9 protein-coding genes, 1 other RNA gene and 1 other annotated feature are annotated in these 13,822 nt (G+C 35.0%); of the genes, 9 read left to right on the top strand and 1 reads right to left on the bottom strand.

The genetic code is table 11. From position 1 onward, the window contains the following. Positions 1 to 26: 26 nt before the first annotated feature. From secDF to dtd, 5 genes are all read left to right on the top strand, one after another. Positions 27 to 2,273 (top strand): protein translocase subunit SecDF, encoded by a 2,247-nt coding sequence (gene secDF / locus C794_RS10750; RefSeq protein ID WP_017797140.1) that lies wholly within the window; start codon positions 27 to 29, stop codon positions 2,271 to 2,273. 259 nt (positions 2,274 to 2,532) lie between these two features. Next, positions 2,533 to 4,848, top strand: coding sequence for a single-stranded-DNA-specific exonuclease RecJ (gene recJ, locus C794_RS10745; protein WP_017797139.1), 2,316 nt, complete (start codon positions 2,533 to 2,535; stop codon positions 4,846 to 4,848). Then, positions 4,838 to 5,350: an adenine phosphoribosyltransferase gene (locus C794_RS10740; RefSeq protein WP_017797138.1), complete on the top strand. Its 513-nt coding sequence runs from the start codon at positions 4,838 to 4,840 to the stop codon at positions 5,348 to 5,350. The genes recJ and C794_RS10740 overlap by 11 nt, the downstream gene beginning before the upstream one ends. A gap of 611 nt (positions 5,351 to 5,961) precedes the next feature. Then, positions 5,962 to 8,166 carry a RelA/SpoT family protein gene (locus tag C794_RS10735; protein WP_017797137.1) on the top strand — a complete coding sequence of 735 codons (2,205 nt, stop codon included), beginning with the start codon at positions 5,962 to 5,964 and terminating at the stop codon, positions 8,164 to 8,166. Between the two features lie 127 nt (positions 8,167 to 8,293). Then, positions 8,294 to 8,740: a D-aminoacyl-tRNA deacylase gene (dtd, locus tag C794_RS10730; protein ID WP_017797136.1), complete on the top strand. Its 447-nt coding sequence runs from the start codon at positions 8,294 to 8,296 to the stop codon at positions 8,738 to 8,740. 37 nt (positions 8,741 to 8,777) lie between these two features. Here the strand turns inward: dtd and C794_RS10725 are convergent, their stop codons facing one another. After that, a complete protein-coding gene (locus C794_RS10725) occupies positions 8,778 to 9,818 on the bottom strand; it encodes an N-acetylmuramoyl-L-alanine amidase family protein (RefSeq protein ID WP_017797135.1) in 1,041 nt (346 codons plus the stop codon). A 106-nt stretch (positions 9,819 to 9,924) separates the two neighbouring features. Between C794_RS10725 and C794_RS20840 the strand changes: the two genes are divergently transcribed. The 4 genes from C794_RS20840 to ssrS all read left to right on the top strand — a co-directional run bounded on the left by C794_RS20840 (position 9,925) and on the right by ssrS (position 13,748). Beyond that, positions 9,925 to 10,098, top strand: coding sequence for a hypothetical protein (locus C794_RS20840; protein ID WP_017797134.1), 174 nt, complete (start codon positions 9,925 to 9,927; stop codon positions 10,096 to 10,098). 52 nt (positions 10,099 to 10,150) lie between these two features. Then, positions 10,151 to 10,371: a binding site (T-box leader), on the top strand. A 58-nt stretch (positions 10,372 to 10,429) separates the two neighbouring features. After that, complete coding sequence (hisS, locus tag C794_RS10715; RefSeq protein WP_017797133.1) at positions 10,430 to 11,719, top strand: histidine--tRNA ligase; 1,290 nt, start codon at positions 10,430 to 10,432, stop codon at positions 11,717 to 11,719. Further along, positions 11,712 to 13,487: an aspartate--tRNA ligase gene (gene aspS, locus C794_RS10710; RefSeq protein WP_017797132.1), complete on the top strand. Its 1,776-nt coding sequence runs from the start codon at positions 11,712 to 11,714 to the stop codon at positions 13,485 to 13,487. The genes hisS and aspS overlap by 8 nt, the downstream gene beginning before the upstream one ends. 76 nt (positions 13,488 to 13,563) lie before the next feature. Further along, positions 13,564 to 13,748: non-coding RNA, 6S RNA (ssrS, locus tag C794_RS20455), on the top strand. The last annotated feature ends 74 nt before the right edge of the window (positions 13,749 to 13,822 follow it).

Below are 13,822 nucleotides of genomic sequence, written 5' to 3'. Positions count from 1 at the left end.
TACATATGAAGGAGGAAATGGATTCGATGAAAAAAAGAGGTAGAATCGTTGCCTTTTTTCTTGTCGTATTAGCTTTGGCAGGAGTAATTGGAACAACGTTTACCAATATCACAAAAGATGTAAACCTCGGACTCGATTTACAAGGTGGTTTTGAAGTTTTATATGAAGTAGAACCGGTAGATTCATCTCAAGAAATTTCACAGAGTTTATTAGAAGGTACAGTACAAACATTGAATGACAGAGTAAACCGTTTAGGTATCAGTGAAGCTGTAATTGATATCGAAGGTGATAATCGAATTCGAGTTCAATTAGCAGGAGTAGATAATCAAGCGGAAGCTAGGGAAATGCTATCAACTTCCGCACATCTAACCTTCCGTGATGTTAATGATAATTTGTATTTGGACGGAACTGATCTAGTAGAAGGAAGTGCAAAGCAAGACTTTGATCCCAATACAAATGCTCCCATTGTTACATTGCAATTAAAAGATGCATCTAAGTTTGGTGATGTTACTACTGAAATTAGTGAAAAGGAAGATAGTCGTTTAGTTATTTGGATGGATTATCAAGAAGGTGATTCTTTTGAAGAAGAGTCTGCAAAATCTGAACCCAAATACGTGTCGGCTCCAAATGTAGATGGTCCAATCAATTCTAGTAATGTTATGATTAATGGTAATTTTACGGTTGAGTCTGCACAGCAAATGGCAGATATTATTAATTCAGGTTCATTACCTGTACATATGACTGAAATATTTTCAACATCTGTAGGTGCTCAATTTGGTGAACAGGCATTAAACGAGACAGTGTTTGCAGGTATTGTCGGTGTTGGATTAATTATCTTATTTATGATTGGTTTCTATCGTTTTTCTGGAATCATTGCTGCAATTAACCTCGCAGTATATGTATATTTGGTAATCTTAGTTTTTGAAATGCTAAACGGAGTTCTAACATTACCTGGTATTGCTGCGTTAATACTTGGTGTTGGAATGGCAGTTGACGCTAATGTAATTACTTTCGAACGAATAAAAGAAGAACTTCGACTAGGAAAATCCGTAAAGGCTTCCTTTAAATCGGGTAATTCAAATTCATTTATAACTATATTAGATGCGAATATAACGACTTTAATTGCAGCTATTGTATTATTTATTTTCGGAACAAGTTCTGTAAAGGGATTCGCTACAATGTTAATCATCAGTATAATTTTAAGCTTCCTTACAGCAGTACTTGGAACACGTCTATTACTGGGGTTATGGGTACAGAGTGGAGTTCTTAAAAACCGAAAACCATGGCTAGGTGTTAATAAAACACAAATCCAAGACATTGCAAAACCGGAAGAAGACCCGAAAATCTTTGGACGTTCCATCAATTTTGTCAAACATCGAAAGAAATTTTTTATTACAACTTCGATTATAGTTATTGTTGGCGCAATCGCTATTGGTATTTTCCGAATAAATCCTGGAGTTGATTTTACAAGTGGTTCTAGGATAGAGGTGGTTGCTGACCAGTCCCTAACTGCCGAAGAAGTGGAAAACCAATTTGCAGAACTTGGTCATGAAGTTAGCTCCGTGAATTTATCAGGAGAAAATAATCAAATTGCAGTTGCACGTTTTGACACTGTACTTGATGAATCTGGTGTAGATGAAGTTCAACAGCATTTTAATGAACTTTATGGTCAAACACCAAGTGTAAGTGTTGTATCACCAATAGTAGGACAAGAATTAGTTAAAAATGCAATATATGCAGTTTCAATAGCATCAATTTTTATGATAGCCTACGTAACCATTCGATTTGAATTTTTCTTTGGTATTACGGCGGTCATCGCATTATTACATGATGTATTTCTGATGCTTGTGTTATTCAGTGTCACACAAATAGAATTTAACGTTACGATTGTTGCTGCGATTTTAACTATAGTTGGTTACTCAATCAATAACACTATTGTTATATTTGATCGAATCCGTGAAAACATTCGTCGTGAAAAACGGGTAAAATCCTTTAAAGCATTAGCAGGAGTTGTTAATAGAAGTATTGTACAATCCTTTACCAGAACTGTGAATACTTCAGTAACAACAATTATCGCTGTATTAGCGTTTTTGATTTTAGGCGCGACATCTATTTGGAGTTTTGCGCTTGCGTTACTAATAGGATTATTGGCTGGAACGTATTCTTCTCTACTCTTTGCATCACAATTGTGGTTCGTTTGGAGAGCCCGTACAGTTAAAGATAAACCGGTAGATTTCACAAAAAAAGAAAAAGTAGAAGGACCACAAGTGTAATTTAAGATGAGGATGGGACATACGAAGTAGTATTATTCAGAAGATGGATGATTTTGCAAATTGGCTCTGGAAATATATGGAGTGATTTTCAAAGCTTAGTTCATTCATGTTTATCTTCTGATTAAATATTTCAGTTCCACCCTTTTCTTTTTTTATGTCTATTATCTCTGATGTAATAGTCAATAATTAAAAAAGAATATATAATCTATTTGCTCCTCTTAACTTACTTTTGTATAATAGATTAGTCAGGGGTGAACGTATGTTAGAGAGTAAAATGAAATGGAGATATAATCAGATAGAAGATCATAAAAGTTCTTTACTAGAAAATACTGATCAATCTCCATTAATGAAGCAGTTGTTTATTCAAAGAGGACTAACAACAAATGAAGAGGTGCAACGGTTTCTATCCCCGCAAATAGAAGATCTTCATCAACCATTTCTTTTAAAGGACATGGAAAAAGCGGTTCAACGAGTACATAAAGCAATACAAAATGAAGAAAAGATTTTAGTATTTGGCGATTATGATGCAGATGGAGTAAGTTCAACAGTAGTAATGTTAAAAGCATTAACTGAACTAGGGGCTAAATGCGATTTTTATATACCTAACCGGTTTACGGAGGGCTATGGTCCTAATGAAACGGCATTTCGTACCGCATCTGAACAAGGGTATAATGTAATTATTACTGTAGATACTGGTATAACGTCGGTTCATGAAGCAGATATAGCTAATGAACTAGGTATGGATTTAATTATTACCGATCATCATGAACCTCAAACCAATATACCAGAATGCTTCGCGATTATTCATCCTAAATGTTCTCCCGACTATCCGTTTAAGGAATTAGCTGGAGTTGGAGTAGCTTTAAAATTTGCAGAAGCAATTCTGGGGTATTTTCCTGTTCAGTTATTATCATACGCTGCAATTGGGACAATTGCTGATTTAGTACCTTTATTCGACGAGAATAGAGTAATAGCCTATTACGGGTTAGAGGAATTACGAACGACTACGGATGTAGGTTTAAAAGCATTAATACAAGTATGCCAACTAGAAGATTTAGATGAGCAGTCCATAGGTTTTTCTATTGGTCCACGATTAAATGCTGTTGGAAGATTACAGGACGCTGACTTAGCAGTCGAATTACTTCTTATGGAAGATATGGAATCAGCTATCGAAATAGCAAATGAAATCAACAAAATAAACGATGAACGAAAGAAAGTTGTTCAACGTATCGTTAGTGAAGCCGATCAAATTGTGAAATCAAAACCAGAGCGTAGAATTATTGTAGTTTCTAATGAAGGTTGGAACCAAGGAGTTCTCGGAATTGTGGCTTCACATCTTGTTCGAAAATATGATCGACCAGCAATTGTATTATCAACTCAGCCTGAATTAGGAGTTGTTAAAGGCTCTGCTCGTAGTATTCCTGCTTTTGATTTATTTGAAGGCTGTATGCGTATGAGAGATCTGTTTACACACTTTGGTGGGCACTCTCAAGCTGCTGGTATGACGTTACCGATAGAAAATGTAGATAAGTTAGAATTTCAACTTGATAATATATTAAACAACGAACTTGCTGAAGAAGATTTAAAACAGGAATTGGAAATAAGTGGACAATTAAGTTTGGAACATATTACTTTAGAATTAATAAGGGATATTTCAAAGCTTGCTCCTTTTGGGATGAAAAACCCGAAGCCTGTTTTTCAAATTAAAGAAATTCCTGCGGACATAAAGCGAATTGGTAGCCAAAAGAATCATTTAAAAATGCAATTTCGTACAAGTTCTACTCGTATGGATGCTATTGGCTTCGGATGGGGTGACGTATATAATCAAATTGCCCCGCAAACACCGATAAAAATTGCTGGGGAATTATCGATTAACGAATGGAACGGTAACCAGACTGCACAATTAATGATTCAGGATATGAAGATAGATGAGTGGCAGTTATTTGATTTTCGAGGTAAACGTAGAGAAAATATTATTCCTCATTTTGAAGAGGATGCAATCATTGTAAGTAATCAAACAAAAAATATGGTAAGTGAAGTTAGTCAAGTTAGTTATAATAAAGACATTATTAGTGACTATAACAAATGCCAAACAGTTTATATAGATGAACTTCCCAAACATTTGGATGATTTAAAATATGTGATTAATTATTTTCAACCAAAGAAAATTGTAGCTTGTTATGAAGTGGAATCAAGCAATTATTTATTTGCGTTTCCTAGTAGAGAAGATTTTGTGTGGTTTTATGCATTAATAAAGAAACAAGGCCCATTCCATATGCATACTTATCTAGATTCGTTAAGAAAGCATAAAGGTTGGAATGATGATAAAATTAATTTTATGTCTGAAGTGTTTTCAGATTTAGGCTTTGTTAAAATAGAAAATGGTAAAATAACGGCATTAGATAATCCACTTAAGAAAGACTTATCAGAATCAACTGTTTATCAATCGCGAGAGCAACAATCTGAGATAGAAAAACAACTGTATTATTCAAATTATGAGGATTTAAGAAAATGGTTTATGGAGTGCATGGATTATTTGGAAAATCCGAGGGAGGAAGCAACACATGGAATTTAAAAATTATATTGAAATTGTAGAAGATTGGCCTAAGGAAGGTATTAAATTTAAGGATATTACTCCACTAATGGCAAATGGAGCAGCATTCAAGTCTGCAGTAGATGAGATTGTTGATTATGCTGAAAATAAAGAAATTGATCTAGTTGTAGGTCCTGAAGCTAGAGGGTTTATTGTTGGTTGTCCTGTCTCTTATGCATTGGAAGTAGGATTTGCGCCTGTACGAAAAGAAGGCAAACTACCTAGAGAAGTTATTAAAGTAGATTATGGATTAGAATATGGTGAAAACGTACTAACGATTCATAAAGATGCAATTAAACCAGGTCAACGAGTACTCATTACAGATGATTTACTAGCAACTGGTGGAACGATAGAAGCTACGATTAAATTAGTAGAACAACTTGGAGGCATTGTTGTTGGGTGTGCATTTCTTGTTGAATTAGGATACCTAGATGGAAAAGATAAACTAGAAGGATACGATGTATTAACTTTAATGACATATTAGAGTTAGAGTTGTAACGGTAGGTCTGACATTGCCATAGAATTGTCAGGCCTACTTCTTTATAATCTTATAGGAAATTATAAAATTTGATAACTATTTAACTGAACCAGCTACTTCCGGCGCAAACCCTGCAATTAGTAAATCTTTTCGTGAGAGTAATCTTAACTCCATACTTGACGCTCTCCATTACGATTTTTATGAGGCTTAGTCGTGCTTGTTCCCTCTGACTGAAAGTCAACATCAGTTTGTTCGAGCTCAACATGTTTCCTTAAACTCAAAGGAAAAAGACGCAGATTGTACGTCATTAAACGGGCACTTTTTTTATAGTTGGACAGTATGGATCAAAAAGATTTATAATTAATATTATTTAACAAATAAATCAATTTGAAAATAAGATATTTGTGTGGAATCTAAATGTTACAATGTTTGATTCCTTTGCAAGTGGTAGCTTTTTTTAGAAAGTCTCGGCTTCAACTAAGTAGGAAAAAATAACTTCTTTTCCTAGTCGTTTTTAAGCTACAGGAGTCGTCGTCTTCCATTACATATGAAATTAACTAAAATGTTAAAATGAATAAAGTTATTTATATGAATATACAGCAAGTAAAGGTGATTACATGGCAAAAGATGAAAATGTAACGATAAGGGATATAGTGGAACAAGTAAAAACGTATTTATCTGAAGATGATATCGCATTAATTGAGCAAGCATATGAATTTGCTTCTGATGCGCATAAAGATCAATTTCGGAAATCTGGAGAACCATATATTATCCATCCTGTTCAAGTCGCAGGAATATTAGCTAATTTACAGATGGATTCAGAGACGATATCTGCAGGGTTTTTACATGATGTTGTTGAGGATACTGATATAACCGTAGAACAATTAGAAGAAGCCTTTAATCATGAAATTGCAATGTTAGTAGATGGTGTAACCAAGTTAGGTAAAATTCGCTATGAAACAAAAGAAGCACAACAAGCGGAAAACCATCGGAAAATGTTTGTAGCAATGGCAAAAGACATACGTGTTATTATGATTAAACTTGCAGATCGATTGCACAATATGCGCACTTTAAAACATCTTGCTCCAGAAAAACAACGTAGAATTTCTAATGAAACATTAGAAATATTTGCCCCTTTAGCACATCGCTTAGGTATTTCAACTATTAAATGGGAGTTAGAAGATACTGCCTTACGATATTTGAATCCGCAGCAGTATTACCGGATTGTTCAATTAATGAAGCAAAAGCGCGAAGAAAGAGAATCTTATATTCAAGAAGTTATCGATGAGTTGGCACTTGAATTGGATACGGTTAATATCGAGGCGGAAATGTCAGGCCGACCGAAACATTTATATAGTATCTACCAAAAAATGGTGAATCAAAAAAAGCAATTTAATGAAATTTATGATCTACTTGCTGTACGTATTCTTGTTGAAAATATTAAAGATTGCTATGCAGTGCTTGGTATTATTCATACAAATTGGAAACCGATGCCTGGACGATTCAAAGATTATATCGCAATGCCAAAACAAAATCTGTACCAATCACTTCATACAACTGTAATTGGTCCAAAAGGTGACCCGTTAGAAGTACAGATACGCACAAAAGAAATGCATGATATTGCGGAATACGGTATAGCTGCACATTGGGCATATAAAGAAGGAAAAGCTTCTCGAGAAAAAAGTAGTTTCGAGGAGAAGTTATCTTGGTTTCGTGAAATACTAGAATGGCAAAGTGAAACTCATGATGCAGAAGAATTTATTGAGTCATTGAAAATCGATCTATTTTCAGACATGGTATATGTATTTACACCGAAGGGAGAAGTAATAGAACTTCCTTCAGGTTCAATTCCATTAGATTTTGCATTTAAAATTCATACAGAAATAGGTAATAAAACGATTGGTGCAAAAATTAACGGCAAAATGGAGCCATTAGATTATGAATTACAAAATGGCGATATTGTGGAAGTAATGACTTCCAAGCATTCTTATGGTCCTTCTCAAGATTGGTTAAAGATGGTACAAACTTCACAAGCGAAAAGTAAAATTAAGCAGTTCTTTAAAAAACAACAACGGGATGAGAACATTGTTAAAGGAAAAGAAGCAGTCGAAAGAGAAATACGTGAAAATGATATTGATCCTAAGGAAGTTTTAACCCAAGACAATTTAAATCGAGTATTTGATAAATTTAATTTCCAAAATGAAGATGATATGTATGCTGCAGTTGGTTATCAGGGAATTACTGCTTCTTTAATTGCAACGAGATTAACGGAAAAAATCAGACAATCTCGCGAGAAAGAACAAGATTTGCAAACAACTATTGAAGAAGTCAAGACAGATTCAGATCAACATACAAAAAGAATGTACAAAAAGGATTCCGGGGTTAGAGTGGCTGGTGTAGATAACTTACTTGTTCGTATTGCTAAATGTTGCAATCCCGTACCAGGGGATGAGATATTAGGCTATATCACAAAAGGTAGAGGAGTATCAGTACATCGAGCAGATTGTCCAAATGTTCAAACGGAAGAAGCAAAACAGCGATATATAGATGTAATGTGGGAAAGTGAATACGCTGAACGGAAGCAGTATCATGTTGATTTACAAATAACTGGATACGATCGTAGAGGACTAGTGAATGAAGTTCTTCAAGCAGTAAATGAGATGAAAACGAACATTACGCATGTGAATGGAAGATCGGATCGAAATAAGATGGCGATCATTCAATTAACTATATTAATTCATAATACAAATCATTTAAGAAAGATTGTTGACCGAATTAAACAAATTCGAGATGTTTATACCGTAACAAGGACAGTGCAATAAAACGACCATTTTTTATCAAGGGAGTGAAATCATTCTCAACTCGATTCTGTTCAAGAGCCTTTAGGTCATGCTTTTGAACGAATCCCCGGCTGAATGAATTTCGTATTATGGTTAGGAGTTATTTAATATGAAGGTAGTTATACAAAGATCAAAAGAAGCAAGTGTAACAGTAGACAATCAAATTGTAGGTAGTATAACCAGAGGATTTGTCGTATTACTAGGTATTACACACGAAGATACACATGAAGATATACAATACTTGGTAGGGAAAATTCCTAATTTACGTGTATTTGAAGATGATAATGGAAAAATGAACTTATCCTTAAAAGATATAGGCGGAAGCATCCTTTCTGTTTCTCAATTTACATTATATGGTGATACCCGTAAAGGAAGAAGACCGAACTTCATGCAAGCAGCAAAACCATCGATAGCTGAAGATTTATATAATAAATTCAACACTTCTTTAACGAATGAAGGGATACATGTAGAAACCGGTAAATTTGGTGCTATGATGGACGTGAAATTAACGAACGACGGACCTGTAACTTTAATTATTGACAGTAAAGATCGATAAAAAAATCGCCAGACTTCCGAAAAAGCTGGCGATTTTTTTATCGATTAAAGTGTGTGGATAATCCTTCAAGTATCCCGCTCACTAATTGTTTTTGGTAACCGGTTGTTGAAAGCAGTGCTTCTTGTTCTTTATTAGAAATAAATCCTAATTCTAATAATAGGGAAGGCTGTAAACTTAAACGAAGAATTTGGAAATCTCCATAAGATGTTCCGCGGTCCTCATCCCCTGAAGACCGAATCATCCCTTGTTGAACCGATTCAGCGAGTGGTTTCATTTTTTCATTGTAATAGAAGGTTTCAATTCCGGTGACGTTTGGTAGGTCAGCTACGCTGTTGTAGTGAATACTAATGAAGGCATCTGTATCAACAAAATTTGCATAGGATGCTCTACTATTTAATGAAATGAACTCATCATGACTTCTTGTCATGTGTACATCAGCTCCAAGATAAGTCAACTCACTAGCTAATTCTTGAGCCGTTAGAAATGCAAAGTCTTTTTCATACGTATTAGAGGTACCAATTGCTCCAACATCTCTTCCACCGTGACCTGCATCAATTACAATTGTTTTATTTTTAAATCCATCATTATTTGGTATCTTTGTGGTATCCGAAATAAAATCTCGATGAACAAAGGCAGTTGATTCTTTATACTCAACCTCTAGCCATTCTTCTTCACTCTGAACAATATTTAAAGTAGTTCCTTGATCAACATAATCAATAATAGAATCATTAACAGAAGGACCTGATCTTAGATGTGTGTTATTGTAGACCGTTTCTACGGATTCACTATCTATTTCAGCATATTCTTGCTCTGTTTGCTCAATATTTATGTACTCTTGGGAAACCCAGCCTGACTCACCATTGTAATCTATTTCCACCCAATCATTTTGTTGCTGTACTAATGGATAAGATTGCCCTTCATTTACATTCCCAATACTATCGTATTCAGAACCTGGACCACTTCTCACATGTATTCCTTCTCCATCTACAATTGCAGTGTCAGCAGTTACTGATTGTTCAAATATAAAGATAAACAGTAGCGTAAATAAAATGGTTGATAAAAATGTCGTTAATTTCACGATCTTCCTCCCCGAATAGAACTTTATCTTTTAACAGTATAATAAAAAATATTCTTTTAGGCAAAGCTAGAGGTAGGAATGGAATTTATTTGGAGGAGTGGAAATATTGCGAGTGCAAAAAAAACACTGGGGTGCAAACCAAAATTCTGATCTATTATCTGCAGATCTACATCATTTTATGGAAATAGAAGAAAGCTCGAATTATATGGAAATTGCTTCAGAGTTAGGGATATCCATTGGTGAAGTAAAGTTATTAAAGAAAAAGATAATCCGTTCTTGACATTCTTACAAACAGAGATTATTATAATAGACATTCCAAGTAAAATAAGAACGTACAACCGTTGAAAGAAAAAGTAATTTGGAAGCAGTAGCAAAGAGAGAAGTAGTCATTGGCTGGAAACTATTTCCTATATGCTCCATATGAAAGACATTCTGGAGGTTTTATATCGAATATAGTAGGTATAAACGTGTTGCAGGCGTTAACTGTGAAAGCGGATGTTCTAATTTTGAGCATCAACTAGGGTGGCAACGCGGGTAAACTCCCGTCCCTTCTTTAATTTGAAGGGACGGGAGTTTTTTATATGTACGGATAATCTTAAGGAGGTAAGATTATGAGCATGAAAGCTCCAAGAGGAACTGTTGATTTATTACCGGAACAAACTGTAAAATGGCAATTTGTAGAAAGTAAAATTAAAGAGATCTGTAATAGTTATCATTATCAAGAAATACGCACCCCGCTGTTTGAACATACCGAAGTATTCCAAAGAGGGGTAGGAGATACAACGGATATTGTTCAGAAGGAAATGTATACTTTTGAAGATCGTGGTGGAAGAAGTCTAACATTACGTCCAGAAGGAACTGCTTCTGTAGCTCGAGCTTATGTAGAAAATAAACTATTCGGAAGTCCTAATCAACCAATTAAATTATTTTATTTTGGTTCCATGTTTCGTTATGAACGCCCTCAAAAAGGTAGAATGCGACAGTTGAATCAATTTGGAACAGAGGTTATTGGCAGTGAAGATCCTGCAGTGGATGCAGAAGTAATTGATTTTGCAATGAATATATACAAAGGTCTCGGTTTAAAATCTTTAAAACTTGTTATTAATTCATTAGGTGATCAAGAAAGTAGAAAATCGCATCGTAATGCATTAATTCAACACTTCGAACCTCACAGGGAAGAATTATGCCATGACTGTCAAAATCGATTAGATAAAAATCCACTGCGTGTGCTTGATTGTAAGAAAGATAGAGATCATCCTGCTATGAAGACAGCACCTTCAATAATTGAATACTTAAATGATTATTCAGTAACATACTTTAACGAAGTAAAGGCATATTTAGATGCTTTGGATATTGAATATGTAGTTGATCCGAATCTTGTGCGGGGATTAGATTATTATAACCATACTGCTTTTGAAATTATGAGTGAAGCAGAAGGGTTTGGAGCAATTACAACCCTTGCAGGTGGAGGACGTTATAATGGATTAAGTGAAGAGTTTGGAGGACCTAATTCACCTGGAATTGGTTTTGGAATGGGTTTAGAAAGGTTATTAATGGCGCTTGAGGCTGAAAGTATAACACTACCTATTGATCAACAACTTGACTGCTTTGTTGCGAATATGGGAGATGGAGCTAAGTTAGAAGCGGCGAAAATCGTGAAGAAGCTTCGTATGAATGGAATACAAGCTGATATGGACTATCAAAAACGCAAAATGAAAGGGCAATTAAAAGCTGCCGATCGTTACCAGTCTAAATTTGTCATTTTCCTTGGTGATGATGAAATTGAAAAGCAGGAAGTCACTTTAAAAGAAATGTCTACAGGTAATCAAAGTGAGGTTTCCATGTCTCAATTAATAGAGGTTCTTAAGGGAAAATTGAATGGAGGAATAATAAATGAGTGAAAGATTAATGGCGGGAAGACTAACTGAAAAAAACATCGATGAAAAAGTACTGCTAAAAGGTTGGGTTCAAAAACGTCGTGATCTTGGCGGATTAATTTTTATTGACCTTCGTGATAAATCAGGAGTAATACAAGTTGTCTTTAACCCTGACTATTCAAAAGAGGCCTTGGAAACAGCGGAAAATATTCGTTCTGAATATGTAATCCAAATAAATGGTACAGTGGTTGCTCGTGATGAATCCACCTTCAATCCTTCCATGAAAACTGGTAAGATTGAAGTTAATGCTTCAGGCATTCAAATCTTAAATAAAGCAAAAACGCCACCATTCACCATCCAAGATATAACCGATGTATCTGAAGATGTTCGACTTAAATATAGATATTTAGACTTGCGCAGAAATTCACTACAAGAAACATTTCGATTACGTCATCAAACAACACAAGCAATTCGAAACTACTTAAATGACAATGATTTTATGGAGATGGAGACACCGATTCTTACGAAGAGTACACCAGAAGGAGCGAGGGATTATTTAGTTCCTAGTCGTGTACATCCAGGTGAATTTTATGCCTTACCTCAGTCTCCACAATTGTTTAAACAATTAATCATGATGGGCGGTTTTGAACGTTATTATCAAATCGCAAGATGCTTCCGTGATGAGGACTTACGTGCTGATAGACAACCTGAATTCACTCAAATCGATATTGAAACATCATTTTTAACAAGTGATGAAATAATGGATATGACGGAACATATGATGAAAAAAGTAATGGAAGAAGTAAAAGGTATAGAAATTTCATTACCATTACCACGTATGCCATATCAAGAAGCAATGGATAGATACGGTTCCGATAAACCAGACACACGTTTTGGTTTAGAGTTAATTCATGTTTCCGATTTAGTGGCTTCATCTGGATTTAAGGTCTTTTCTCAAGCAGTAGATAACGGTGGAAAGGTTGCCTTATTAAATATAAAGGGTAAAGCTGATAATTATTCTCGTAAAGATATTGATAAATTAACAGAATACGTAAAAGTTTATGATGCTAAAGGGCTTGCTTGGTTAAAAGCTGAAGAAAGTGAATTGAAAGGACCTATTGCTAAATTTTTATCTGAAGAGGAAGTTACGGGGATTCGTGAGCGTGCAGATGTAGAGCAAGGAGACTTATTGCTGTTTGTAGCGGATAAAACAAATGTTGTATACGATAGTCTTGGAGCTTTACGTCTTCACTTAGGCAAGGAGTTAGACCTAATTGATGAATCCAAGTTCCATTTCTTATGGGTAACAGATTGGCCACTCTTAGAGTATGACGAAGGGTTAGGCAGATATTTTGCTGCACACCATCCATTTACCTCTCCAGTTGAAGAAGATATAGATAAATTAGAATCCAATCCTGCTAGTGTACGTGCAAATGCATATGACTTAGTTTTAAATGGTTTTGAACTAGGAGGAGGATCAATACGTATTCATCAGAAGGAACAACAGGATCAAATGTTTAATGTTTTAGGATTTTCAGAAGAAGAAGCTCGTAATCAATTTGGATTCTTATTAGATGCTTTAGAATTTGGTGCACCTCCCCATGGAGGAATTGCTCTTGGTCTAGACCGTATTATTATGTTGTTAGCAGGTAGATCGAATTTACGCGATACCATACTATTTCCAAAAACAGCTTCAGCCTCTGATTTAATGACTTCAGCTCCAAGTGGTGTAAGTAATGATCAATTAGATGAATTATCTATCCAATTGCAATCAATAGGAAAAGATCAATAAAATTTTCGTACAGCTGACCTATTGTCTTGAAAAAACATTTATGCTAATATGAACACACAATAAAATTACTTTATGCTTCATCCTGATGTGTTCGTCTATTAAAAGTATTTTGACCGAACAACTGTAAAAATGGGAGTCTAATTGGTTTTTAATGTGCGTGCAAGCCTAAATTTGTAGGAGGCACAATATCTTTAAAACAGGACACCCACCTGCTGATAGCGGGATCAAAGCTTGAAATAAGACGGCACAATCGGGATTGAGCGTATACATAAAATTAACTGTCAGGATATTTTCTTGGCAGTTTTGTGTTTTATTGATATACAAAAAAAGAGAAA

Origin of the sequence: Oceanobacillus kimchii X50, assembly GCF_000340475.1 — a bacterium.
Lineage (GTDB): Bacteria > Bacillota > Bacilli > Bacillales > Amphibacillaceae > Oceanobacillus > Oceanobacillus kimchii.
This window is presented reverse-complemented; position numbering and strand designations above follow the sequence as displayed.